The organism is Agitococcus lubricus (assembly GCF_003051055.1).
Lineage (GTDB): Bacteria > Pseudomonadota > Gammaproteobacteria > Pseudomonadales > Moraxellaceae > Agitococcus > Agitococcus lubricus.
On sequence record NZ_QAON01000001.1, the window covers coordinates 146647 to 172377 of the forward strand.

Here is a 25731-nt window from a genome sequence, read left to right on the forward strand (position 1 = left end):
GATTACAACCCCAACTTCGCCTTGATTTTCTTTACCTCAGACGCGGGGAGCGCAATATAACCGTCTTTCTCGACAATTTCTTGTCCTTGTTTAGATAAAACCAGTTTCACAAACTCCGCTTCTAAAGGCGCTAATGGCTTTTTCGGATGTTTATTGACATACACATATAAGAAACGTGCTAAAGGATATTTACCAGAAAGCGCATTTTTAGGGGTTGCGGCAATAAACTCACCGTCGGCATTTTTAATCGGTACGGCTTTAACACCCGATGTCACATAACCAATACCCGAATAACCAATCCCGTTAATGGAGTTAGAGATGGATTGTACGACCGACGCAGAACCCGGCTGTTCATTGACGTTAGACTTAAAGTCACCTTTACATAAGGCGTGCTCTTTGAAGTAGCCATAAGTACCCGATACCGAGTTACGACCGAATAATTGTAAAGTACGGCTCGCCCAAGGACCTGTTAAGCCTATGTCACCCCAAGTCCCTACGGTTTTTTCATAACCACACTTACGGGTTGATGAGAAAATAGCATCAACCATTGGCATAGATAAGCCTTTGACGGGGTTGTCTTTATGAACAAATACCGCCAACGCGTCAACAGCAACGGGGATTGCAGTCGGTTTATAGCCATATTTCTTTTCGAAATCTTGGATTTCATTGTCTTTCATCGGGCGAGACATCGGGCCAAAGTTGGCTGTGCCTTGAGATAAGGCTGGTGGTGCTGTGGAAGAACCCGCCGCTTGAATTTGAATATTGACATTGGGGTATTCTTTTTTGAAATCTTCTGCCCAAAATGTCATCAAGTTAGCTAAGGTGTCAGAACCCACACTCGACAAATTACCCGAAATACCTGTTGTTTTTTGATACGCAGGAATGCCAGCATCAACCGCAGCGTGCACACTGACCATCGTCGCGCTTAAACCTAGTGCTAATACCAAGCTCTGCATCTTCATAATACGCTCCTAAAGCATAGAGTCTGTAAACATGATGCTATAGTAGAAGCAGATTGTGACGGTTTTATGACAACGCTGTCATAGAAGACTTAAGCAGGATAAAATGTTGCCTTAATATCAACTCACAGGCATTTGCTGGCTATTGCTGTGACAAGGAACACAAACTGCACGCAATAAAACAGCAAAGTATTGAATAGACACTATACCTTTTGAGTATGATAAATAAATGTCGCAAAATACGCAGGGAAATGTATGTAAAGTCAAGCCGTAAACTTAAATAGTATGGCAGAATAGGAATGACGATGACACGTGCCATGTATGACACACTGAGCATCAACAATACGTACGTAGCAGCTCAGCACCTTGGCCATAGTTAATGATAATAATACCCTAGGATTTACGCAGTTTACCGACATGCGTGCACAGTGATTGCTTTCAGTCCCTTAATGATGATGACTAACGGGATATCGCAGCAAAAAATAGAAGGAAAAAGGGACATTATGCGTGCATTAATCCTCAGCTAAGGTATAGAACTGTGTTTGTGATGTTGGATGTATTGAACTTTTTATTTATTCACCGTAGCAGCAGCGTGGTTTTATCATTCATGCCACTTTTGCGATTTATGAATACGTGAGGTCTTGCGATGACCGAACAAGGCCAGCAAAAAACTCCCGACACCCATACTAGCATGTCTAGTCGTTTGGCTCGTCTACAGAGCCAACAAATGATTAATCAGTTTTCCTTTTTTAGTGTTATTTCGACCATTTCTGTATTGACGATGGCGGCACTCTATTGGAACGATGAGCATATCAGCAGCTTTATGCTGGTGGGTTGGTTATGGCTGGCATTAGGGATTATTGGCCTAAATATTGGACTCATGCGTCATCTACAACACCAGCTTAAAACCTGTTCGGTGCAACGCTTAGAGACCCTGATTCATTGGAATGCTGGTTCGATGGGCTTTATTTGGGGGATGGCCACCCTAGTCTTTGTGCCCAGTTTTCCTAATGTTGAAAATAATCTCATTGATTTATACCGTCCCGCACTGTTTGCCTGTTTAATCAGTTGGCAAGCCATTGCGGCTCTAACCTGCTATGCCAGCCGTTTCAAAACGTTTATATACTTTTCAGCCGCCGCGAGTTTACCAGGTCTATTTTTGGTCATTTTTGAACCCTCCATGATTAACTCCTCATTAGCAGGCGTTGCGGGTTTATTCTTTTTCTTTGTCTTATTGGCAAGCCGTCGTTTAAGCGAACTCAGTTATCAATCGCTCTGGTTGCAACTGCGTAATGAAGACCTGATTCGCTTTTTAGAAGACTCAAAAAATACAGTAGAAACAGTCAATCAGCGTTTAACTCAAGAAGTCCAAGACCGAAAATATACCGAAAATCAACTACAAGAAATCAATCTCAATTTAGAGCAAAAAGTCCGTGAGCGGACACTCGCGTTATCTGACATCAACCGTGCATTACGCAACAGCCAAGAGCGTCTCACCCTTGCGATTGACGCATCAGGTATTGGTTTATGGGACTGGAATTTAAGCACCAACGAAATCTATCACTCCAATTTTGAACAGTTATTAGGCTATTCCAAGTTAGAGCTTAAAGCCTTTATGGGGCACATGGAACAAATTATCCATCGTGATGACTACCCCATGGTGAGGCGCGCATTATTACAGCATTTACGCAAAAAGAAACCCAGCTATGAGGTCTGTTACCGCATCCAACACCGTGCAGGACATTGGGTATGGGTTGAAGACAGTGGCCGTGTTGTCGCTTGGGACGAAAAAGGTCATCCCTTACGCTTGATTGGTACTCGACGCGATATTAGCCCTGAACGCGAAACCGAAGAAAAATTACGGTTATCTGCATCGGTATTTGAACATGCTGCCGAAGGCATTTATATCCTCGACCATGAACTACGGTATTTGTCGGTCAATCCCCGTTATAGCCAAATCACGGGTTTTAGTGATGGTGAACTGCATGGCTTTCATATTTTTGATGAGCGTCTCAACAGTTTTGCCGACAAAGCCGCTAACTATCATCCCATTTTTGAACGCCTCAAAGCCGAGGATGAATGGCAAGGCGAGCTGATAGATTACCGCAAAAATGGTCAAAGTTTTCCGCAATGGTTACATATTACCACCGTACGCGATAGCGAAAATACCATCAGCCACTACGTGGGTATTGTTTCTGACTTAACACAACGTAAAGAGTCCGAAGAAAAACTGAAATATCTGGCAAACTATGACCGCTTAACGGGCTTGGCCAATCGTAATTTATTTAGAGACCGTTTACACACGGCTATGTTACGCGCACGCGACCAAGCACGCGAACTAGCCTTAATTTATATTGACCTTGACCGTTTTCGTACCATCAATGATAGCTTAGGCCACGAATTAGGCGATGAATTACTGAAAAAAGTGGCAGAGCGTATCAGTGCGGCTGCCACTAAAGTCGATACCTTAGCACGTATTGGTAGTGATGAATTCACTCTGATTGTTGACCAGAATATTAATCGTCCGCAATTAGAAAGTTTCTGCGAAGCGATTATTGACCAACTACGCCGCCCCTTTCGCGTAGGTGAACATGAACTTTTATTAGGGGCATCGATTGGGGTCAGTTTATTTCCAGACCACGGTCGTGAGCTACAAATTCTCATCAATCATGCCGATTTAGCGCTACAACAAGCCAAGCGTATGGGCGGTAACAGCACGCGCTTCTTTAGCTCGGATGTTCGCTCTGTTTCTGTTGAACAAGTCACCCTAGAAAGTGCCTTACGTAAAGCCATTTTTCGTGATGAGTTTGTTGTTTATTACCAGCCCAAATTATGTCTTAAAACCAACCGCATTATTGGCACAGAGGCCTTAGTACGTTGGCAACATCCCACGATGGGCTTATTGGCACCTGGTCAATTTATTCATTTAGCCGAAGAAGCAGGGCTAATTTCGGCAATTGGTGAAATCGTGTTAGATAAGGCCTGTCGCCAGACTAAATTATGGCACGACCAAGGCTTTGGGCATATTTGTACCTCTGTTAATGTCGTGGCACAACAACTCCAACGTGGTAATTTATTAGACATTGTTGACCGTGTTCTGATTGGGACAGGCTTAGACCCCGTTGACTTAGAGCTAGAAATTACGGAGTCTTCGTTGATGGATGACCGTGTCACTGTCAGTGAAATTCTAGAAGGTATCCGCTCACGCGGTATCAAAATCGCATTAGATGACTTTGGTACGGGCTATTCTTCTTTATCTTATTTATGCGACTTTCCGATTGATATCATTAAAATTGACCAATCTTTTGTCTTTACCATTGGCCAAAATGATAAACACGAAGCCATTGTCCGAGCGATTTTTGCGATGGGTCATAGCTTAGGTATGAAAGTCGTGGCTGAAGGCGTCGAAACGCAAGAGCATTTGGACTTTTTACGTAACGAAGGGTGTGACCTGATTCAAGGGTATTTAATTAGCCGTCCTATTCCCGCTGATGACTTGACACAGCTATTATTCAAACAGCAACAACTTGACTTGACGCATACAATCGCTGGTTAACAACGCTCATTGTTAGAGATTCCGTTTTTAACTAGCCCCGCTTGCATCAATCGTTTAGACTTTAGTATTCACTCACGCTGAAGCGTATAACAATGATATAGTTAATGGCTAAGCAACTAGGTCTTAGGGCGTTGTATATATCTTTTTAAGACTACTCACCCGCATTATGGCAAGATTATATTGGGCATAATTATGTTTGTATGCACCTAAAATTGACGCTGCAAATCTTGATATCCACGACTAAATCAAATAGCTTTCTTGCAAAATCATGTTGTTTTTACACCATTCAGTCATTATAGCTAAAGAAGGAACATATTAAATGGCGTTAGATAGTACCTCATCTGAAAGAATTAGCATGTTACGCTTCCCCCTCATAGTAGGTGTCGTTTTTATTCATGCCTATGAAATAAAAGTTGGACTATCTGGTAGTAGCATTGGTGTTGCCAACCCTGCATATTGGGTTGATTTTTGTCGGAACTTTTTCTCTCAGGGCATCGCTCGAGTAGCCGTTCCCCTATTTTTTCTTTTATCTGGATATTTCTTTTTTTCTGGATTTTCGCTTTCACTAAAAAGTTATCAGCAAAGATTTAAATCTCGTATTAATACCTTACTAATCCCATTCTTGTTCTGGAATATTTTTACCCTGTTTTTAATAGGACTCGCTCAATCTCTACCTGCAACTCAATCATTCTTTTCTGGTAAAGGTGCGCCGATATCTACATATCAGGTATTTGATTATATAAATGCAATTTTAGGCCTTAATAGATACCCAATTTCATATCAATTTTGGTTTATTCGAGACTTAATGGTGATGGTACTACTCGCACCAATACTCTATTTACTTCTTGAAAAATTACCCAAAATCACACTTTGTATACTCTATTCATTATGGTTTTTTAACTTATGGCCTGTTTATATTCCATCGGCTCTTGCTTTCGTATTTTTTTATACAGGTGCTTACTTAGCATATTCAAACACCAATTTATTCTCTTTTGATAGATTTGGGACTGTCATACCACTCAGCTATCTCATTATTTTACTGATAGATACGTCAACTAAAAATTACGCATTTAATCTGTATATACACAAAATAGGAATCATGGTGGGAATTTGCACCATGTTGTATATTACAAAACAAGCTGTAGAAAAAAAACACTTAAAAAACGCACTATTATGGGCAAGCAGTTGTAGTTTTTTTGTATTTGCTGTTCATGAGCCACTACTTACTGTGATTAGAAAAATAGCCTATAAAACGATTCAACCAGATAATGATTTTTCAGTAATATCTTTATACTTCTTTATTCCTATCGTTGTGATTATCATTTCTCTTGCTTTATATATCAGCATAAAAGCCATCGCACCGAGATTTTTAGCAATAATATCTGGTGGTCGTTAAACAGTAGAAATGTATTCTTGAGTTGTGACTAAATTTAAGCGAGTCATCGATATAATGTTAATGGGTAGTGTGTAAAAACAACGTGATCGTTCTATGTAACCTTTGCGTACCAATGGCTAGAAAATTTATATCACATCTAATTTATGCACTACCGTTTAATAATGTATTGCTTTAAGCGACTACTCATTATAGCTTGCTGTATACAACTACCTCTGTCCCTTTTACTGAATGCATGGTCACTGTGCCATTAAGTTGTTTTGCTAAGCTGCGTGTCAGTTTTAAGCCCATAGAACGGGTTCGTTCTAAAACAAAGTCGGGTGGTAAACCAATGCCATCATCTTTAATAGTTAATAACATGCCTTCTTTTTGTTGCTCTACACGGATACTAATATGCCCCATCCGTCCTTCTGGAAAAGCATGTTTAAGACTGTTGGTAACGAGCTCATTGATTAACAACCCCAAAGGAATGGCTGTATCTATTCCCATTCGGATATCGTCTATCGCTAAACTGATGCTAATACGTCGGCTATCTATAGAGCCAGCATGTTGTAATTGTTTAACCAAATCACGTAAATACTCTGCCAACGATAAACGACTTAAATTACCTGATTGATATAATTTTTCATGAACTAAAGCCATCGCACTGACCCTAGAGGCAATATCGGCCAAAGCGATACGCGCAGGCTCCTCGGTTAACACACGGCTTTCCATGTTAAGTAGGCTTTGAATGACTTGTAGATTATTTTTGACACGATGATAAACCTCTTTTAACAAGGTATCTTTTTCTTTGAGTGCCTCGTTTAGTTTTTTCTCTTGGGCTTTACGTTCGGTGACATCTCTGACAATGGCTATCACCAAACGCTGTTCCTCAATATACATGGGACTGAGCATGACATCGACGGGAAACTCTGTACCATCTGCTCGTCGTGCTAATAATGCCAAACCCGCCCCCATCGGTCTTAATTGAGGGTGGTTAATGTAGGTTTGTCGATGACGGATATGCTGTTGGCGAGCATGTTCTGGTAACAATAACTCAATGCTTGCGCCCACCAACTCGCCTTCACTATAACCAAATAAATCTGCACTGCGTGGGTTAATATTAACAATCTGTCCCGACTGATTGACAACTAAAATTGCATCAGGATTATCCATAAATACAGCACGTAATCGGGCTTCGCTATGCGCAACTACCTCATAACGCGTTCTGAGTTCTTGTTCACGTTTCGCTTGGTATACAGCCTGCTCTAACATCACGAATAACACAGTAGGGTCAACGGGTTTAGTCAAGACCGCGTATGGATGTACACGCGCCGCCCACTGCAGCGTTTGACTATCACGGTAGGCCGTTAAAAAGATAAAGGGAATATTTAGAGTAGTTAATTGTAGGGCAAGCTCTATGCTATTTTGTTCACCATTCGCCATAACATCCAACAGCGCAATATCAGGTTGATACTGTTTGGCTAATAAAAGTGCCTCTTGTAACTGACTGACTGACCCTATGACGTCGTAGCCTCTTTCCTCTAAGCCCATTTGTAAATCCGTCGCAATCATTTGCGCGTTTTCGACGAGTAACACACGATAACTCATCGTGTCGTCCTTGCTACCAAATGCCGTTGTAAGGCGACCTTTAATTCATGCAAACGAATCGGTTTCGTTAAATAATCATTCATTCCAACAGCTAAACACTTTTCTCTATCTCCTGTTAAGACACCTGCCGTTAAAGCAATAATAGGTAGATTTTGATAGGGACTCGGATTCGCTCTTATCAAACGGGCTGCATCAAAACCATCCATCACAGGCATTTGACAATCTAATAAGAGCAAGTCGACAGATTGTTTTTGTAAGATATGAATCGCTTCCAGCCCTGTATTAGCAATACTCACGTGGCAACCCAGTTTTTCTAGCATTTTTTCCACGACTTGCTGATTAACGATATTATCCTCTGCTACCAAAATATGAGCTTCGTGCAGTGCAATCGGCTCGACTACCGTCTCAGTTGGCGCATTAAGGTTAAAGTTTGATGTTGCTAATACAGGGATTTCTACAGAAAAGACTGTTCCTCGCCCCACCTCACTCGCCACACTAATATGCCCCGACATTAACTCTGTCAAACGTTTGACAATCGCCAAGCCTAAACCAGTGCCCCCGTATAAACGAGTGGTCGAAATATCGGCTTGTGTAAACGGTTGAAAGAGTTTGGGTAAGACGGATGGCTCAATGCCAATACCTGTATCACTCACCTGAAAGACTAAATACACGTCTTCGTCTTGGCGGCAGCTTAAAGCGAGTGTGACCTGACCTTGATGGGTAAACTTAATCGCGTTACTTAATAAATTGAGTAAAATTTGTTTAATCCGCATAGGGTCGCCCAACACGATGGGGGGAATACCTTCACTATACACTTGAATTAACTGTATTTTTTTATCTTTTGCCCGTTTTTGCATTAACGAATAAATATCGTCAATGAGTTGTTTGGGCATAAAGGCTTGCTGCTCTATCTCTAATTTACCCGCGATAATTTTGGATAAATCTAATACATCATTGATTAAATGTAGCAGCGTTTCGCCCGCTAAACGTGCCAACTCTACATAATGAAGTTGCTCTTGCGTCAATGCGGTAGTCAATAGTAATTCGTTAAAGCCTATCACGCCGTTTAATGGTGTTCTTAATTCATGGCTAACGGTGGCCAAGAAATCCGATTTCGCACGATTTTCTGCTTCGGCAGCTAATTTTGCTCGATGCTCAGTGGCCAAATTTTGCATCAACATTAAAGCACGTTGTGTCATCGCACGCTTTTGTAATCGGTCTGATAAGTCATGAACTTGGTATAAGTAACTCTCGGGTTTACCCGTTTTGTCACGTAACAAGGTCACATGTACAAGTGTCCAAACGAGTTGCTCGCCGTGCCGTTGCTTAAAGCGTTTTTCAAAATGGGCAACTGGCATTAAGCCTGCGTATAAGTCTGCCAAATAGGTTTGTTCAAGCTCTTGCTCATCTTGAGTGCTAAAGTCTGCTAAGGCTAGCCCGACAATTTCAAAATCTTGATAACCCAACAAATCCAAAAATGCCGTATTCGCACGTTGAATATCGCCCTCTAAAGATAAAACCATCATACCTAAGGCGGAATATTCAAAGAGATGTCGAAAATGGGCTTCACTTCTTAACAGGCGTTGCTCATAACTGACGCGTTCTGTCATGTCGCGTAAGACAATCACAATACCAATCACGTCTTCTGTGTCATCACGAATCGGTGCCGCTAAATAGTCAATGGGAGTGAGCTGACCACTACGTGACTTTAATTGCATACTTGCCAGACCCGTTGCAGCATTTTGCTGTAAGGCCTTCATAAATAGGGGTTCGTCAATCACCTGACCGTTTTTATCTACGATTTGAATGATTTGGCAGATGGGGAGCTCTTTGGCTTCGCCAATAGTCCATCCCGTTAAACGCTCAGCGACAGGGTTCAAATAGCCAACATTGGCATACTGGTCCATGACTACTACCCCATCGCCCACACAACGTAAGGTCGCAACACTCCAACGCTCAGAGGCGGTTAATTTTCGCTCGATTGCCGCTTTATAAACGGCCACTTCAATCGCTGCGCCTAGTTCGGTTTGGCGATAGGGTTTGGTCAAAAAGCCATAAGGTAAGGCTTCGGCGGCTTGTCGTACGGTGACGCTATCACTAAACGCAGTTAAATAAATGACGGGGATTCCAAAAGTTCCGATGTATTTACCCGCGACTGTGCCGTCCATTGCGCCTTTTAACAGGATATCCATCAACACAACACTGGGTCGTAGCTGCTGTGCTAGTTGAATGGCATCTGTACCATTATCGGTGCAAGCAAGTACGTCATAGCCCATTTGCTCTAGCGTTTGTTGTAAGTCCAGCGCAATAATCTGTTCATCTTCCACAATCAAAATACTGATTTTATCAATCATTTCGTGCTCCCCTGCACTCATCCACACAACGACTTATCAACGATATTTGTCGTAATGCGGCCTAACTAACGCCAGCACTAAGGTCATCATACGATGCGATAGCATACCATCTACAACGAATAAACGATGACAGACAAATAAAATAACCTTATTAATAATAGTGGTATTTTAGTCCCTAAAAGTCAAATTTTTCCGTTTTTTGTATGAAATATTCGGAGTAATCGCCAATGATAAGACGGTTGCAAACTCTCAAGTTTGGGAGGATTTTCGGCAGTGATTGCGACTGCAAAAATGGCGTGATGATGGCGTAGCGTATATCCTTAAACACTACGCCGCAGATTTGCTTATTCTTTTATTCAACTGTCACCGATTTGGCTAAGTTACGCGGCTGGTCAACGTCAGTGCCTCTAATCACCGCTACATGGTAAGACAATAATTGTAGGGGGACGGTGTAGACAATCGGGGCGATGTCGTCACTGACACTCGGCATGGCAAACACTTTGAGGCCAATTTCTGGCGTAATATGGACTTTGCTATCGGCAAAGACATATAACTCCCCTGCTCTTGCTCGTACCTCTTGTAAATTAGATTTGAGTTTATCAATTAAGTCATTATTGGGGGCTACGGCTACAACAGGCATATCATGGTCAACTAAGGCCAACGGGCCATGTTTTAACTCCCCTGCGGGATAGGCTTCCGCATGAATATAGGAAATTTCTTTGAGCTTTAAGGCACCTTCCATCGCAACAGGATAGTGCGCGCCGCGCCCCAAAAATAAGGTATGATGTTTTTCACCGAATTCTTCGGCAATGCGCTCAATGGCTTTATCCATTGCCAATACACTGTCTAAAATGACGGGTAGACTTTGTAACTGTTGCACAATTTGTTGTTCACGCGCCAGCTCTAAACCACGCACTTTGGCCACAGAAACGACCAACAACATCAGCGCCACTAATTGTGTGGTAAAGGCTTTGGTAGACGCGACACCAATTTCTGGCCCTGCATGGGTAATAAACGCCAAATCGGATTCACGAACCAACGTAGAGGTTGGCACATTACAAATACATAAAGAGGCAAAAATGCCTTTTTTCTTGGCTTCACGTAGCGCAGCTAATGTGTCTGCGGTTTCACCTGATTGAGAAATGGTGACAAACAGGGTATTTTCGGGCAATACGGATTGCCGATAACGGTACTCACTGGCCACTTCCACGTTACAGGAAATCCCTGCAATACTTTCAAACCAATAACGTGCCACATAACCTGCATGGTAGCTCGTACCACAAGCAATAATTTGTATATGTTTGATTTTTTCAAATATATCAGGTGCTTGTGTGCCAAAAGCATGCGGTTGAATACGATGATTGGCTTGAATACGGTCTTCTAGTGTCCGTTGAATGGCTTGCGGTTGCTCATAGATTTCTTTGAGCATGTAATGGCGATAGGTACCTTTATCACTGTGATGTAATTGCGCATCTAACTCAATAGCCGAGCGTTGTACAGCCTGCCCTTGTCGGTCATAAATCGTGTAGTGTTCACGTCCCAAATCAATAATGTCACCTTCGTCCAAGTAAATGAAACGATTAGTGACAGGTAATAACGCCAGTTGGTCAGAACCAATAAAGTTTTCGCCAATACCTAAACCCAAGACTAAGGGCGAGCCTTGACGCACAGCAATTAATCGTTTGGGTTCTGTGGCCAAAATAATGCCAAGCGCATAAGCACCTGCCAAATAAGGTACTGCCGCTTGTACAGCAGCCAATAAATCAGGCGCTTTTTGTAGCTCACGATGAACTAAATGTGCCACCACTTCCGTATCGGTTTGAGAGACAAAGACGTAACCTTGTGCTGTCAACTCATGGCGCAACTCTTCGTAATTTTCAATAATGCCATTATGTACCACAGCCACATCACCCGAGACATGTGGATGAGCATTATCTTCGGTCGGTGCACCATGTGTCGCCCAACGGGTATGGGCTATACCCACATGGCCATAGACTTTGGCGGCCTGTGCGGCAAGCTCCAACTCACGCACTTTACCCGTACGACGCTCACGAATAATTTGCCCATTTTCGATAACAGCCAAGCCTGCGGAGTCATAACCGCGATACTCTAAACGCTTTAAGCCTTCAATCAAAATAGCGGCAACATTACGCTCCGCAACAGCTCCAACAATGCCACACATAATTTTTTCCTTGCTGAATCACATGACGGATTGATGTCATTTGATATTAATATCTTATACCGATATATCACGTTTTCGTGAGCATATAAGGCCTCTTGTGGCTGATACGCAACACAAACACCCTATATATCCTCAAAGACTACTTACTTGATTTACGGGGACGCTGCCAGCCCTCAATATGGCGTTGTAAACCACGCGCTACCGCTAAGGTATTGGCTGGAACATCTTTGGTAATGGTTGAGCCTGCGCCTGTGGTTGCGCCATCCCCAATGGTGACGGGTGCAACTAAGGACGCGTTTGAGCCAATAAATGCGTCGGCACCAATCGTCGTTTTGGACTTATTGACGCCATCATAATTACAGGTAATCGTGCCCGCACCAATGTTAGCGCGTGCGCCAATCTCACTATCACCTAAATAACTCAGATGATTCGCCTTAGCACCCGATGCCATCAGGGTATTCTTGGTTTCGACAAAATTACCGATATGTACTTGCTCACCCAAAATAGTTTGCGGACGAATACGCGCAAAAGGGCCAATCATACTGTGTGCACCAATTTCTGCCCCTTCTAGGACAGAGTTTGGCTTAATTTGTACACCCTGTCCTAAACGACAGTTCTTTAAGCTGCAATTTGCCCCAATTATGACGCCGTCGGCAAAGTGATTTTCACCCTCAATCACAACATTGACATCAATACTCACATCCATGCCTATGGTGAGAGTGCCGCGTAAATCAAAACGTGTAGGGTCAATCATTGTTGCCCCTGCGCGCATCAAACTTTCTGCTTGTAAACGTTGGTATACACGCTCTAAATTGGCTAATTGAACTTTATCGTTGATGCCCTCTACTTCCCATGTCGCTTGTGGTTGATGGGTTTTAATCTCTATTCCCTGCTCAACCGCTAAAGCGATGATATCGGTCAAATAATATTCACCTTGGGCATTATTATTTTTTAAGGTGGGTAACCATTGGTGCAAATAACGATTAGGCACACACAAAATACCCGTGTTGACCTCAGTAATTTGCTTTTCTTGTTCATTGGCGTCTTTTTGCTCCACAATACGTTGCACCAAACCATTGTCACGAACAATGCGACCATAACCCGTGGGATTGGGCAAATTGACGGTGAGTAAGCCCAGACTTTGCTCATCATCAACCAAGGCTAAGAGTTGTTGCAAGGTTACTGTCGTTGTAAGCGGCACATCGCCATATAAAATCAAGGTTTTACCTGTCTGTGCAAGCTGTGCTAAAGCCACTTGTACGGCATGACCTGTCCCTTTTTGTTCTGCTTGTAACGCCCATGCCAATTCTGTATCGTCAGAAAAATGCGCTTGTACCACTTCGCCACCGTGCCCATAAACGACAATCGTTTGTTTAGCAGCCAAGGCTTTCGCGGTTGATAATACATGGGATAATAAGGGTTTACCTGCCAATGGTTGCATCACTTTAGGCAACACGGACTTCATACGTGTACCTTTACCCGCCGCTAAAATCAGAACACTTAACTCCATGGGCTTCACCTATTTTTTGACACATCTTGTTACTTTATCATGACTACTTATTCATACAAAGTAGTACGCGGTGTAAAGACGACAGAAAACAAAAAAGGGTAGCAAATTGCTACCCTTTTTCGATAAACACTTAATTTTCACAGATAACCAGAGTGCTTTTTCATACAGTCTTCATCATCAATATATCAAGCGCGATTTTTTAACTGTTGCAAAGTACGCAACTGACCTGCTGCTTCCGCTAAGGCAGCGAGTGCAGCACCCGTATCCATTTCGGATTTTTGGTTCTGCAAAGCGGCTAACGCATCTTCACGCGCTTTAATTGCTGCTGCTTCGTCAATACCATCAGCACGAACCGCCGTATCTGCCAAGATAGTCACTACGTGTGGTTGTACTTCCAAAACGCCGCCTGACACATAAAATACTTCTTCCTGACCGCCTTCTTTAATCACGCGAACAGGACCAGGATTTAATTGTGTCAATAAGGGCGCATGGCCTGGCAAAATACCGATATCACCCACTCGACCGTGAGCAATCAGCATCTCAACGCTACCTGTATAAATAGCTTCTTTAATGCTAACAATATCGCAATGTAAGCTGTTTGCCATGTTAGGCCTCCACGCTTTGTTGAAGCGCAAGGCAGGTTGATAATCAACCTACCCTATTTGCACAGTATTAAACTTTTTTGGCTTTTTCAACGGCTTCGTCAATACCACCAACCATGTAGAAGGCTTGTTCTGGCATGTGGTCATATTCACCAGCCAAAATACCTTTGAAGCCACGGATGGTTTCTTTTAACGAAACATACTTACCTGGAGAACCTGTAAATACTTCCGCTACGTGGAATGGTTGAGATAAGAAACGTTGGATTTTACGTGCGCGGTAAACCACTAACTTATCTTCTTCAGACAATTCGTCCATACCTAAGATGGCGATAATGTCTTTTAATTCTTTGTAACGTTGTAATACCGTTTGTACACCACGAGCAACTGTGTAATGCTCTTCGCCAACAACTAAAGGATCTAATTGACGGCTAGTAGAATCTAAGGGGTCAACCGCTGGATAAATACCTAAAGAAGCAATATCACGGCTCAATACCACCGTCGCGTCTAAGTGAGCGAAGGTTGTTGCGGGTGATGGGTCAGTCAAGTCGTCGGCTGGAACGTAAACGGCTTGTACAGAGGTAATAGAACCCGACTTAGTCGAGGTAATACGCTCTTGTAACACACCCATTTCTTCGGCCAATGTGGGTTGATAACCTACCGCAGATGGCATACGACCTAACAACGCAGAAACTTCTGTACCTGCTAAGGTGTAACGATAAATGTTGTCAACGAACAACAACACGTCACGGCCTTTACCGCTTTCGTCTTTTTCGTCACGGAAGTATTCGGCCATGGTCAAACCTGTCAAGGCAACACGTAAACGGTTTCCTGGCGGCTCATTCATCTGACCGTAAACCATCGCTACTTTACCAACAACACCTGAATCTTTCATTTCATGGTAGAAGTCGTTACCTTCACGAGTACGCTCACCTACACCCGCAAACACAGACAAACCAGAGTGTGCTTTAGCGATGTTGTTGATAAGCTCCATCATGTTAACGGTTTTACCTACACCTGCACCACCGAACAAACCTACTTTACCACCCTTCGCGAATGGACAGAGTAAGTCGATAACTTTGATACCGGTTTCGAGTAATTCGGTTGCACCAGATTGCTCATCATAGCTTGGTGCTTTACGGTGAATAGACCATGTCTCTTTTTCACCGATTGGACCAGCTTCGTCGATTGGATTACCCAACACATCCATAATACGACCTAAGGTTGCTGTACCGACTGGCACAGAAATAGGTGCATTGGTGTTGCTAACGGGCAAACCACGTTTCAAACCTTCAGTTGAACCCATAGCGATGGTACGTACAATACCATCACCGAGTTGTTGTTGTACTTCTAAAGTGGTGGCAGTGCCATCAACTTTTAAAGCATCATAGACTTTTGGCACGCTGTCGCGCGGAAATTCAACATCAATAACCGCACCGATAATCTGAACGATTTGACCGCTGCTCATCGGGATTTCCTCTTAAAACTGGCAATACTGAATTCTTCAGTCTTGACTTTTAGTGCTGATTCTCTTGACTAAAAGCCAAGCACTGCATTAAACCGCGGCAGCACCGCCGACGATTTCAGAAATTTCACGAGTAATCGCTGCCTGACGTAATTTGTTATACACCAACTGCAAACTACGAATTAACTCACCTGCATTATCGGTTGCAGCCTTCATCGCAATCATACGTGCGGCTTGCTCACAAGCGATGTTTTCAACCACACCTTGATAGACTTGTGACTCGATAAAACGAACCATCAGTGCATCCAACAAAGGTGCGGCTTCAGGCTCATACAAGTAATCCCAACTATGCTCACGTTTTAACGGTTGGTCACCGTTATCTGCACTGAGGGGTACCAATTGGCTGACTACAGGTTTTTGGGTCATGGTGTTGACAAATTGGTTATTGACCAAATAAATACGGTCAATTTCACCACGGTCAAAGGCATCTAACATGACTTTGACAGCACCAATTAACTGCTCTAAGGACGGGGCATCACCTAACTGCGTTTTTACTGCAACGACTTTACCACCGACCGATTTGAAGAAAGTAGTGGCTTTTTGGCCAATCAAGCAAAACTCTGCTTCTACTCCTTGCTCACGCCATGACTTCACCGACTGTACAGTACGCTTAAATAAGTTAATATTTAAACCACCACACAAACCACGGTCAGAAGACACGACAATATAGCCCACGCGCTTAACCGGTCTATCCACCATATAAGCATGTTTGTACTCAGGATTAGCTTGTACTAAATGGGCAATGACACGACGCATTTTATCGGCATAAGGACGGCCTTGTGCCATGCGCTCTTGCGCTCTACGCATTTTAGAGGCCGCTACCAATTGCATCGCCTTGGTAATCTTTTGCGTACTCTTAATACTAGCGACTTTGCTACGAATCTCTTTTAAGCCTGCCATAGTCTCACCATCGTTGTTGGACTGTCGCCTACTGATTAAGCCAATTCAAAGTTGAATTGGCTTAAATCTAAGGACTTACCAAGACTGAGTGGCTTTGAAGTTTGTAATGCCTTTACGTAGCTCTGCTTCAATGTCTTTGTCATAGTTAGCTGTGGCATTGATGTTATCCATCAAGGCTTTATGCTGACTATTCATGTAGCTATGTAACGCCGCTTCAAAAGCACCAATTTTAGCAACTGGCACGTCTAACAAATAACCTTCGTTAGCAGCAAAAATTGACAAGGCCATTTCAGCAATACTTAATGGCGCATATTGTTTTTGCTTCATTAACTCAGTTACGCGTTGACCATGCTCTAATTGTTTGCGAGTGGCTTCATCTAAGTCAGAAGCGAATTGCGCAAACGCAGCCAATTCACGGTATTGAGCTAAGGAGGTACGGATACCACCCGATAACTTCTTGATAATCTTCGTTTGCGCCGCACCACCTACACGCGATACGGAAATACCCGCGTTAACCGCAGGACGAATACCTGAGTTAAACAAACTGGTTTCTAAGAAGATTTGACCGTCAGTAATCGAAATTACGTTGGTTGGCACGAAAGCAGAAACGTCACCTGCTTGGGTTTCAATGATGGGTAACGCAGTTAAAGAACCTGTTTGACCTTTCACTTCACCGTTGGTGAACTTTTCTACATATTCTTCAGATACACGAGAAGCACGTTCTAATAAACGGCTGTGTAAATAGAATACGTCACCTGGGTAGGCTTCGCGTCCTGGTGGACGACGTAATAACAAGGAGATTTGACGATAAGCAACCGCCTGCTTAGACAAATCATCATAAATAATCAACGCATCTTCACCACGGTCACGGAAGTACTCACCCATCGTACAACCAGAGTATGGCGCTAAGAATTGCATTGCAGCAGGTTCAGAAGCAGAGGCGGCTACTACAGTCGTGTAAGCCATTGCACCCGTTTCTTCTAACTTACGCACAACGTTAGCAATCGTTGATTGTTTTTGACCAACAGCCACGTAGATACACTTAATACCAGAGCTTTTTTGAGCGATAATCGCGTCAATCGCCATCGCGGTTTTACCCGTTTGACGGTCACCGATAATTAACTCACGCTGGCCACGACCAATAGGAATCATCGCGTCAACGGCCTTGTAACCTGTTTGTACAGGTTGATCAACCGATTTACGCCAAATAACGCCTGGTGCTACTTTTTCTACCGCGTCAGTCACTTTGGCATTGATTGGGCCTTTGCCATCGATTGGCTTACCCAACGCATCAACGACACGACCTAAAAGTTCTGGACCAACAGGCACTTCTAAAATACGGCCTGTGCAACGTACTTTTTGGCCTTCTTGTAAACCTAAGTAGTCACCCAACACCACAGCACCAACCGAATCTTGCTCTAAGTTAAGAGCCATACCGAAGGTGCCACCATCGAACTCAATCATTTCGCCATACATTACATCGGCTAAACCGTGAATGCGAACGATACCGTCAGACACTTTGACCACTGTGCCTTCATTACGGGCTTCAGCAGTGGCGTTGAGATCGCTAATACGCTGTTTAATCAGCGAGCTGATCTCGGAAGGATTCAGTTGCTGCATGATGCGCTGTTCCTCAAAAATTATATATTCAGGGCGGCAGTCAATTTTGCCAATTTTCCGCGCACGGAAGCATCAATTACTAAGTCACCCGTCCGAACAATCACACCACCAATTAAGGTGGCATCAACTTCAGTACGGAGATTGATACGAGCACCCAATTTTACCGCTAACTGTTTGGCGAGTGCATCTTGTTGGTCATCAGACACATCAAAGGCACTAATTACGACAACATCAGCAGTATTTTCGGCTTGGGCTTTTAATACTTCGTATAACTCAGTAATAGCGGGCAATGCCATCAAACGTTTGTTAGCTGCAACAAGACTTAGAAAGTTACGCACACTAGCAGATAACTCCCCACCGCAGGCAGCAAACAATGCCGTTTCTTGTTCGGCTACAGTCATGCTTGGGCGTGACAGGTAACGGGCAAAGTCAGCATCCTGAACGATGGCTGCTGCCAAGGTGAGTTGTTTTGACCAAATGGCCAATTCCAACTTACCTTCGGCATTAGCGTATTCAAACGCTGCTTTTGCGTACGGACGTGCCACAGTGGTTAATTCAGCCATGTTCACAGTCTCTCAGAGAGTTATAACTCAGCCGCTAATTTATTTAGCATCGCTGCGTGTGCTGCCGCGTTTACTTCAGCTTGCAAAATTTTCTCAGCACCCGCAACTGCTAATGCAGCCACTTGCGCACGTAAGGCATCACGAGCACGATTAGTTTCTTGCTCAATCTGTTCACGCGCTTGCGCTTTGATACGCTCACTCTCTGCTTGGGCTTGTGCCTTTGCTTCTTCAACCAATTGGTTAGCACGACGATTTGCCTGCTCAATTAACTGAGCACTCTGGTCTTTAGCCGCTTTCAACTCTTGAGCAACTTGCTCTTGAGCTATTTTCAAATCGTCTTGAGCCTTACTCGCAGCGTTCAAACCGTCTGCGATTTTCTTTTGCCGTTCAGCAAGCGCTGCTGTTAATGGCGGCCAAACGAACTTCATGCAGAACCACACGAAGATTGCGAAAGAAATGGCCTGCCCCAGCAAGGTTGCATTAATATTCATGCTAACACCTCATTTGGCTTTGCAGTGGATATGCGCTAAGCGACTTATTGACCCAACAAGCCAATGAATGGGTTGGCGAATACAAAGAATAAACCAATACCTACACCGATCATTGGAACAGCGTCAAGCAAACCTGCAACGATAAACATTTTAACTTGCAATTGTGGCGCTAATTCTGGTTGACGGGCAACGCCTTCCAAAAACTTACCACCCAACAAACCAAAACCTACAGCGGTACCCAACGCACCAAAAGCGATCAGGATAGCGGCGGCGATAGCGGTCAAGCCAATCACGGTTTCCATTGCGAATTACCTCAGTTAGTAGTCAAAAGGAAAAGAAACTCAATTAGTGGTGTTCACTGGCCATACTCAGGTACACAATCGTCAACATCATAAAGATGAAGGCTTGTAATGTGATAACCAAGATGTGGAAGATAGCCCAAGGCACAGATAACAACCATTGCACACCAAACGGCAGCAAAGCAATCAGGATAAAAATCAACTCACCAGCGTACATGTTACCAAAGAGTCGCAAACCCAACGAAACAGGCTTAGCAATTAAAGTAACACCTTCCAAAATCAAGTTAATTGGAATAAAAAACGCTTTCAAGATTGGGTTTTTAGGATTAAATGGATTTAAGGCCAACTCACCTGCAAAACCACCGATACCTTTCATCTTGATGCTGTAAAACAAAACTAAAAAGAAAACTGAAATCGACATACCCAAGGTAATATTAGGGTCTGTAGAAGGTACAACCTTCATGTAATGCAGACCTAAGGCTTGGGCAGCAACAGGAATAAAGTCAACTGGAATCAAATCCATAAAGTTCATTAGGAAGACCCAGCAGAAAATCGTTAATGCTAAGGGGGCAATTAACGCTGACTTACCATGAAATGTATCTTTGACGTTGGTATCAACAAACTCAACAATCATTTCAACAAAATTTTGTAAGCCACTTGGCACACCGCTTGTTGCTTTTTTAGCAACCGAACGAAACACCAAACAAAAAAACAAACCCAAAGCAATCGACCAACCAATACTGTCTAAGTGAACGGCTTTAAACCCCATAGCAGCAGCTTCATCGCCACTATGCGCCATTGTCCACGTCGCTTCAGTTAACGTTTCCGTCGTACCATCAGCATGTTGACGGACATAACCTGCAGGCAACTCGCCATACGTTAAATTGGTAAGGTGATGCTTAATATATTCCGTAGAATTTCCAGCCATATTGCACCCATTAAGGCTTGTGTCTTAGCGCATCCCACAACGGGGACACCCAAGCGACAAGCTGTACGATAAAGAAACCTGCGAGCACCCAGCCCGCTTGCAGCGCCTTGATACCTGCAAACGCAGCCGAAAAGAGCAGTACGGTTAACACAAAACGACCTGCTGCCCCTTTATAAAAACTTCTCACTATTTGCTTTGCAGAGCCTGCCCCTGCATGGCGAAATGCTTGTAGTGCGAAATAAGCACTACCGATGACGGCGATACTTGCGCCCACTCCTGCTGATAGCGACGACCAACTACCCCAAAAAGACGCAATGAGCGTGATGGTGATAGCGACCATGAGTTGCCCTTTGATTAAACGCACAGCAGGCGTTTTATCGACAAGTGGTTGAGGCCTACTCACACTGGCTCCCAAAACAGGCAGTTATAGGTCTTGCATATGCTCTATATGTCAGTGTCAGGCATGCATAATTTCGGCTTAATTTGCACATTATGCAGCAAACTGTATACAGAACAAACGAAATTCGTCTGCAATTTGAGCGCGCGCATTGTATATATTGCACACTAAATTAGCAAGAGTTTGTTACTTTTTGATGATTATTTCTCACGAAGTGGATTGATTTTTGATAACGCTTTGCCCAATAGGGTTTCAGGCTGTTTGTGAGGGTTATTTTCGTCGACGGCTAAATCATTACCAACTGTTTGCTCTAAGTTAATGATAGTTTGTCGAAATTCTTCGGGTAATGCCATCTTTTTGCCTTCTTTATCTACCATGACGACAATGGCTTCACCCGTAGCAACAAGACATTTTAAGCTGCGGCTCATGAGCGCATATTCCATACGAAAGCCCGAACTGCGTAATTCTACAACTCGCGCACCTAACTCCAACTCATCGGGATAACTCACAGACTTCAAATAGCGACACGAGTTTGCCGCAACAACAGGATTCATTTCTGTGAGTTGGTCTAACGCACCAATGGCTTGCAGATAGCTAATGCGTACACTTTCAAAATAACGATAATATGCCACATTATTGACATGACCAAAGGCATCCATCTCCCCCCAAACGACAGTCTGAGGTTGTACGATGGGAAAAGCATTTAAGTTAGCTATCGTCATTGATGAGCTTCCTATGGCAACGGTAAATTGGGAAGAGGTTTACTAATCAGTTGATTTAAGCCTGCGATTAAGTAATGGTTAGCCTCAGGGTCATTGAGATGCTGTAATAAACGGACAAACTCGGCATAGGTTTCTGTATTCTTGTGTAATGTCAGACTTTGTTCAAAATAGGCTTTTGCATCGTCCCACAAACGGTTCTGCATACTTAATCGCCCCAGTGTTAATAATAAAACAGGGTTTTGTGGCCTCTTCTTGAGCCATTCTTTGGCTTTAGCTAAGCTCTGTTCGGGCTGTGAATAACGCAAACGACCATATAACTCTACTAAGCCATTATGCCATTCTTGGTCTAGTGTGCTACGAATGAGGTCTTCGGCTTCTTCATCAAAGCCGATGGCAACCACTGCTTGTGCGTAACTCAAGATAATTTCGATGTTTTGTTGTGCAAAGTTGGGGATAGTCGCCCAAAAGTCGCGTAGACGTTTGAGTGTGGCCACTTTATCAACACGACTGCCTGTCTGGACGAGCCATTGCATGCTCCGTTGATAGGCGTCATTTAGGCTAGCAGGACTCTCCTGATAAGCTAAGGTTTTGGTAAGTAAGGGTAATAACTCTATGAGGTCTGGCCATGCCTGTAATTTGACTAATACCTCAATCAACAACTCAGCAATTATCGTCTGTTTACGGTCGTGCTGATAAAATAACTTGAGACTACTGGCCGCTACTTCCCACTGGCCTGTGGCCATCCATAAGCGAATACGAGCCATTTGTACAGGAATACGGTGCGCGGGTATGTCGGCTCGCTGTAAATAGTCTTCTGCCCGTTGTATCGCCCCTTGCTGTTGTGCCGCGTCGGCGGCTGCCAAATAAGCAGCTAGACCCTCACTGGCAAACTCAGCAGAGCGGGCAAATGCTTTTTCGGCTTGTTTGTATTCGGCTAAGCTCGACCAATATAAGCCTTTATGAAAATGCTGTTGTGCTTGTTGATATCGTCGACGTTGTAACCATTTACGCAATAAAATACGTACACCAAAAACGCCTAATAAGAGTTCAATAGCACTAAATAGAATCAGTACCGACAGTAGCATGAGCAAAAGTGCTAAGGCCAAACTCATTTCAATCGAGCTTTGTTGCCATGCAATCAAGACATAACCGTTATCGGCCAAAAATAATAGCGCTAAGCCACCACCTAACAGTAGACTGAACAGCAATAATAACAAGCGTGTCATGGCTGTGTTACCTGCATAGGCTCTTGATTCAATAACGACGCTAACACTTGCTGACTTTGTGTCAAATGCGGAATAGTCACTTGTAAATCAATGGTTTTTAATTGTTTTGTCTCACTGACAATCGCCTGATAATAGGGGTTTAACTGTTGATAATCTTGTAATAACTGTTCTACTTCTGCCAAACTTTGTTGATAACGGGTGTCTTGGCCAGACCATAATGCCAATTGCGCTTGACTCAATGCCAAATAAACCTGCTGCTGTAACAACCAACGCTGGTCTTCGGGTAATAAAGGCTTAACCGCTTGGTCATAATGGCGAATGGTGACTAATTTTTGTAAGGCTGTCCATGCTTTTGCCCATGCACCTTGCTCTGCAGGGGGGGATTGAAGCGTACCTTGCTGTGCTACAGCCTGTGTGATGGTAGGCAGTACTGTATTCACCTGTTTTTTGAGCGCATCTAAACGCAAAGAAATCCCTGCTTTGTCTACTTGCTCGGCCGTCGTCAATGCGAGCTTATCGGCGGCGATGGCTTCTCGTAAGGCCAACAGTTGACGGTCTGGCTGTTCGGACAATAGGTTATCTGCGACTTCAAGTAATTGTTGAGCAGAGGGAATATCGGCTTGTAACAACAAGTGTTGGTCAGCTAATTGCAAATAACGGGCAACTTGTTTTAAGCGCCATTGTTGCTGCTGCTGAGGATTCAAGCCCCGTTCAAATTGGTCTAATTGCTGTTGTAAATTGGCAATATGCTTTTTGAAAGCCGCATTTTCATCCATTAAGTGCTGCTGTTGCTGAGTCAATTGCGTAATGTGTTGCATGACTTCGGTATAGTGGCGTTTTTCACGGTTTTTATAACGCACCCCATTGTCATATAAGATATAACATGCAATGGCGGTGATAATCGCTAAGACAAGTCCAAAGCGTCCCCATACGCCCAGTTTTAGGGTGATTTTAGGAAAAACATGTATTGGTTGCCGTGTTTGACTCATCGTTTTATATCTTCTGTCCATGCGCCACGGTGTGTGGCCGCGTGAGGGTGGGCTTAGACGCTCTTGAGTGACGTTATACTGTTATCCTGTTCAAGTTACAATCCTATCGCGGCGAATCGTGCTCGCTTTGTCGAATCGCTAGAATAATATCGTCGGGACGTGTACTGCGGGCAAGTAGATAATCCGTGCATCCTTCTTGTTGGAGAAGTTGCCCTAAACGCTCGCTGATGATAATTGGCCTAATATACGTGGCCTGTCCCTGTGTGATTTGCAACCAGTAGCGCCAACTCTCGCCACTGGTAATAATCACCCCCTGATAAGTGGTCTGTACTTGCCAAGATTGCCATTGTTGTAACGCGAGTGCGGGTAACTGACGACGATACAGGTCTAAATAATCAACACGGACACCACGCGCACTCAATTGTTCTCGTACTAAATTTCGCCCCCCCTCCCCTCGTAATACCAATAAGCGTTGCCCCGCACTTAATTGCTGCAAAGCAGGCAAGCGCAGTAAACCTTCACTGGTTTCTTGTGGAGGGACAATCGGGTCTAATTGATATTCACGTAGCACACGGGCTGTTGCCTCACCTACAGCTAACCAATCCATGCCAACAGGCCACTGTGGCCAATAATCCGCTAACACTGCCAGTCCGAGTTGCGCAGCCGTTGGGCTGACGACAAATACCGTGTGATAATCTGATAAATTAAGCAAATACTGTCGCTGTTTGTCTGAAATAACGAGTGGCTCGATTTCTAGTAGTGGCAATTCAAATACCGTCACGCCAGCCGCTTGTAAAGCGGCGGTTAATGACGCGGCTCTTGCTGCGGGTCGGGTATTAATAATCTGCCAATGGGCTAAATCAGCCATAAACAGCCGCCAAAATACGGTCTGCACCTTGTGCCAGCAGCGTATCCGCTACGTGTTGTCCCAATAGGTCTAACTGCGTTAAATCAGGCGTATACGCACTGTGTTGAAGTATTTGCTGGCCATCTACACTGCCAACTAAGGCCTTTAAGCGTAGGCCTTCATTTTCTAACTCAGCAAATCCAGCAATAGGCACCTGACATCCACCTTGTAATCGACGATTCATGGCACGTTCGGCATGCACACACCATGCCGTTGCTTGGTGATGGAGTGGTGCTAACAAGGCCTGTACAGCTGTATCCTCAGTACGCGCTTCAATACCTACTGCCCCTTGACCAACCGCAGGTAAAAGCTGGGTGAGTGATTGTGCAATACGTGACGCTAAGCCCAAACGCTTTAGACCTGCACTCGCCAAAATGATGGCATCATATTCTTGATTATCTAAACGTGCTAAACGCGAACCCACATTACCGCGTAAATCACGTAGCACGAGGTCTGGACGTAATGCCCGCAATTGACACTGACGCCGCAAACTGGATGTACCAACAATCGCACCGTCTGGTAAGTCCATTAACGAAGCATAGTTATTAGACACTAAGGCATCCGTGGGGTCTTCACGTTCACAAATGGTGGTAATAGCTAAACCATCAGGACACTCCATAGGCACATCTTTCATCGAGTGAACTGCAATATCGGCTCGGCCTTCCAACATGGCCATTTCTAATTCTTTAACAAACAAACCTTTGCCGCCAATCTTGGCTAAGGGGGTATCTAATATTTTATCGCCCTGAGTGGTAAACGTGACTAACTCAACCTGTAAATTGGGATGATATTTTAATAAATTTGCTTTGACGTATTCTGCCTGCCACAACGCCAATGGACTTTTGCGTGTCGCAATTCTCAAGGTTTGCATAATGATTTCTCACACGGTTAAGTGGTTATTTTAACCTGAGTTTGGGATAAGAAACACGGAAAATGGCTGATAGATACGCCAAGGCATAGCTATGCCCCTATATCATATCCATTGCATAGGCAACAAAAGCTCACAGTCATAAAAAAACCT

The 25731-nt window shown here is 43.8% G+C and carries 20 protein-coding genes and 1 pseudogene; 2 read left to right on the forward strand and 19 right to left on the reverse strand.

Annotated elements, in window-relative coordinates:
* Positions 1-2 precede the first annotated feature (2 nt).
* Positions 3-962, reverse strand: a complete 960-nt coding sequence (locus C8N29_RS00625) for a PstS family phosphate ABC transporter substrate-binding protein (RefSeq protein WP_107864082.1) — start codon at positions 960-962, stop codon at positions 3-5.
* Positions 963-1605: 643 nt separating this feature from the next.
* Between C8N29_RS00625 and C8N29_RS00630 the strand changes: the two genes are divergently transcribed.
* Both C8N29_RS00630 and C8N29_RS00635 read left to right on the forward strand, forming a co-directional pair.
* Positions 1606-4515: a putative bifunctional diguanylate cyclase/phosphodiesterase gene (locus C8N29_RS00630; RefSeq protein ID WP_107864083.1), complete on the forward strand. Its 2910-nt coding sequence runs from the start codon at positions 1606-1608 to the stop codon at positions 4513-4515.
* A gap of 319 nt (positions 4516-4834) precedes the next feature.
* On the forward strand, positions 4835-5911 hold the full coding sequence (locus tag C8N29_RS00635) for an acyltransferase family protein (protein WP_107864084.1): 1077 nt from the start codon (positions 4835-4837) through the stop codon (positions 5909-5911).
* A gap of 186 nt (positions 5912-6097) precedes the next feature.
* On the opposite strand, the gene C8N29_RS00640 is transcribed toward C8N29_RS00635, so the two are convergent.
* From C8N29_RS00640 to hemC, 18 genes and pseudogenes are all read right to left on the reverse strand, one after another.
* Entirely contained in the window at positions 6098-7498 is a 1401-nt protein-coding gene (locus C8N29_RS00640; RefSeq protein ID WP_107864085.1) for a sensor histidine kinase, read from the reverse strand.
* Complete coding sequence (locus C8N29_RS00645) at positions 7495-9852, reverse strand: hybrid sensor histidine kinase/response regulator (RefSeq protein ID WP_170106835.1); 2358 nt, start codon at positions 9850-9852, stop codon at positions 7495-7497. The genes C8N29_RS00640 and C8N29_RS00645 overlap by 4 nt, the downstream gene beginning before the upstream one ends.
* Positions 9853-10204: 352 nt before the next feature.
* Positions 10205-12034, reverse strand: coding sequence for a glutamine--fructose-6-phosphate transaminase (isomerizing) (gene glmS / locus C8N29_RS00650; RefSeq protein WP_107864087.1), 1830 nt, complete (start codon positions 12032-12034; stop codon positions 10205-10207).
* A 139-nt stretch (positions 12035-12173) separates the two neighbouring features.
* Positions 12174-13544: a bifunctional UDP-N-acetylglucosamine diphosphorylase/glucosamine-1-phosphate N-acetyltransferase GlmU gene (gene glmU, locus C8N29_RS00655; protein ID WP_107864088.1), complete on the reverse strand. Its 1371-nt coding sequence runs from the start codon at positions 13542-13544 to the stop codon at positions 12174-12176.
* Between the two features lie 185 nt (positions 13545-13729).
* Positions 13730-14149, reverse strand: a complete 420-nt coding sequence (locus C8N29_RS00660) for a F0F1 ATP synthase subunit epsilon (protein WP_107864089.1) — start codon at positions 14147-14149, stop codon at positions 13730-13732.
* A gap of 67 nt (positions 14150-14216) precedes the next feature.
* Complete coding sequence (gene atpD / locus C8N29_RS00665) at positions 14217-15611, reverse strand: F0F1 ATP synthase subunit beta (RefSeq protein ID WP_107864090.1); 1395 nt, start codon at positions 15609-15611, stop codon at positions 14217-14219.
* Between the two features lie 87 nt (positions 15612-15698).
* Positions 15699-16568, reverse strand: a complete 870-nt coding sequence (gene atpG, locus C8N29_RS00670) for a F0F1 ATP synthase subunit gamma (protein ID WP_107864091.1) — start codon at positions 16566-16568, stop codon at positions 15699-15701.
* 75 nt (positions 16569-16643) lie between these two features.
* Positions 16644-18188 (reverse strand): F0F1 ATP synthase subunit alpha, encoded by a 1545-nt coding sequence (atpA, locus tag C8N29_RS00675; RefSeq protein WP_107864092.1) that lies wholly within the window; start codon positions 18186-18188, stop codon positions 16644-16646.
* A gap of 20 nt (positions 18189-18208) precedes the next feature.
* Complete coding sequence (locus C8N29_RS00680) at positions 18209-18751, reverse strand: F0F1 ATP synthase subunit delta (protein WP_107864093.1); 543 nt, start codon at positions 18749-18751, stop codon at positions 18209-18211.
* A 20-nt stretch (positions 18752-18771) separates the two neighbouring features.
* On the reverse strand, positions 18772-19242 hold the full coding sequence (locus C8N29_RS00685) for a F0F1 ATP synthase subunit B (RefSeq protein ID WP_107864094.1): 471 nt from the start codon (positions 19240-19242) through the stop codon (positions 18772-18774).
* Between the two features lie 44 nt (positions 19243-19286).
* Positions 19287-19544 (reverse strand): F0F1 ATP synthase subunit C, encoded by a 258-nt coding sequence (gene atpE, locus C8N29_RS00690; protein ID WP_107864095.1) that lies wholly within the window; start codon positions 19542-19544, stop codon positions 19287-19289.
* A gap of 43 nt (positions 19545-19587) precedes the next feature.
* Positions 19588-20469: a F0F1 ATP synthase subunit A gene (gene atpB / locus C8N29_RS00695; RefSeq protein ID WP_107864096.1), complete on the reverse strand. Its 882-nt coding sequence runs from the start codon at positions 20467-20469 to the stop codon at positions 19588-19590.
* Between the two features lie 10 nt (positions 20470-20479).
* Positions 20480-20872 (reverse strand): ATP synthase subunit I, encoded by a 393-nt coding sequence (locus tag C8N29_RS00700; RefSeq protein WP_107864097.1) that lies wholly within the window; start codon positions 20870-20872, stop codon positions 20480-20482.
* Between the two features lie 281 nt (positions 20873-21153).
* Positions 21154-21588: pseudogene (locus C8N29_RS00705) on the reverse strand (acyl-CoA thioesterase); the annotation flags it as partial.
* 11 nt (positions 21589-21599) lie between these two features.
* Positions 21600-22814: a heme biosynthesis protein HemY gene (locus tag C8N29_RS00710; protein ID WP_107864098.1), complete on the reverse strand. Its 1215-nt coding sequence runs from the start codon at positions 22812-22814 to the stop codon at positions 21600-21602.
* Positions 22811-23803: a uroporphyrinogen-III C-methyltransferase gene (locus C8N29_RS00715; protein ID WP_170106836.1), complete on the reverse strand. Its 993-nt coding sequence runs from the start codon at positions 23801-23803 to the stop codon at positions 22811-22813. The genes C8N29_RS00710 and C8N29_RS00715 overlap by 4 nt, the downstream gene beginning before the upstream one ends.
* Positions 23804-23906: 103 nt before the next feature.
* Positions 23907-24671 (reverse strand): uroporphyrinogen-III synthase, encoded by a 765-nt coding sequence (locus tag C8N29_RS00720; RefSeq protein WP_107864100.1) that lies wholly within the window; start codon positions 24669-24671, stop codon positions 23907-23909.
* A complete protein-coding gene (gene hemC, locus C8N29_RS00725) occupies positions 24664-25581 on the reverse strand; it encodes a hydroxymethylbilane synthase (RefSeq protein WP_107864101.1) in 918 nt (305 codons plus the stop codon). Before hemC ends, C8N29_RS00720 begins: the two co-directional genes overlap by 8 nt.
* Positions 25582-25731 lie beyond the last annotated feature (150 nt).

Excerpts from the sequence above, each read along its gene's own strand:
- atpG (WP_107864091.1), bottom strand. The coding sequence starts at position 16,568 with ATGGCAGGCTTAAAAGAGATTCGTAGCAAAGTCGCTAGTATTAAGAGT.
- C8N29_RS00710 (WP_107864098.1), bottom strand. The coding sequence starts at position 22,814 with ATGACACGCTTGTTATTATTGCTGTTCAGTCTACTGTTAGGTGGTGGC.
- C8N29_RS00635 (WP_107864084.1), top strand. The coding sequence starts at position 4,835 with ATGGCGTTAGATAGTACCTCATCTGAAAGAATTAGCATGTTACGCTTC.
- C8N29_RS00685 (WP_107864094.1), bottom strand. The coding sequence starts at position 19,242 with ATGAATATTAATGCAACCTTGCTGGGGCAGGCCATTTCTTTCGCAATC.
- C8N29_RS00680 (WP_107864093.1), bottom strand. The coding sequence starts at position 18,751 with ATGGCTGAATTAACCACTGTGGCACGTCCGTACGCAAAAGCAGCGTTT.
- C8N29_RS00720 (WP_107864100.1), bottom strand. The coding sequence starts at position 24,671 with ATGGCTGATTTAGCCCATTGGCAGATTATTAATACCCGACCCGCAGCA.
- C8N29_RS00645 (WP_170106835.1), bottom strand. The coding sequence starts at position 9,852 with ATGATTGATAAAATCAGTATTTTGATTGTGGAAGATGAACAGATTATT.
- glmS (WP_107864087.1), bottom strand. The coding sequence starts at position 12,034 with ATGTGTGGCATTGTTGGAGCTGTTGCGGAGCGTAATGTTGCCGCTATT.
- C8N29_RS00630 (WP_107864083.1), top strand. The coding sequence starts at position 1,606 with ATGACCGAACAAGGCCAGCAAAAAACTCCCGACACCCATACTAGCATG.
- atpE (WP_107864095.1), bottom strand. The coding sequence starts at position 19,544 with ATGGAAACCGTGATTGGCTTGACCGCTATCGCCGCCGCTATCCTGATC.
- C8N29_RS00640 (WP_107864085.1), bottom strand. The coding sequence starts at position 7,498 with ATGAGTTATCGTGTGTTACTCGTCGAAAACGCGCAAATGATTGCGACG.
- atpD (WP_107864090.1), bottom strand. The coding sequence starts at position 15,611 with ATGAGCAGCGGTCAAATCGTTCAGATTATCGGTGCGGTTATTGATGTT.
- C8N29_RS00660 (WP_107864089.1), bottom strand. The coding sequence starts at position 14,149 with ATGGCAAACAGCTTACATTGCGATATTGTTAGCATTAAAGAAGCTATT.
- hemC (WP_107864101.1), bottom strand. The coding sequence starts at position 25,581 with ATGCAAACCTTGAGAATTGCGACACGCAAAAGTCCATTGGCGTTGTGG.
- atpB (WP_107864096.1), bottom strand. The coding sequence starts at position 20,469 with ATGGCTGGAAATTCTACGGAATATATTAAGCATCACCTTACCAATTTA.
- atpA (WP_107864092.1), bottom strand. The coding sequence starts at position 18,188 with ATGCAGCAACTGAATCCTTCCGAGATCAGCTCGCTGATTAAACAGCGT.
- C8N29_RS00625 (WP_107864082.1), bottom strand. The coding sequence starts at position 962 with ATGAAGATGCAGAGCTTGGTATTAGCACTAGGTTTAAGCGCGACGATG.
- C8N29_RS00715 (WP_170106836.1), bottom strand. The coding sequence starts at position 23,803 with ATGAGTCAAACACGGCAACCAATACATGTTTTTCCTAAAATCACCCTA.
- glmU (WP_107864088.1), bottom strand. The coding sequence starts at position 13,544 with ATGGAGTTAAGTGTTCTGATTTTAGCGGCGGGTAAAGGTACACGTATG.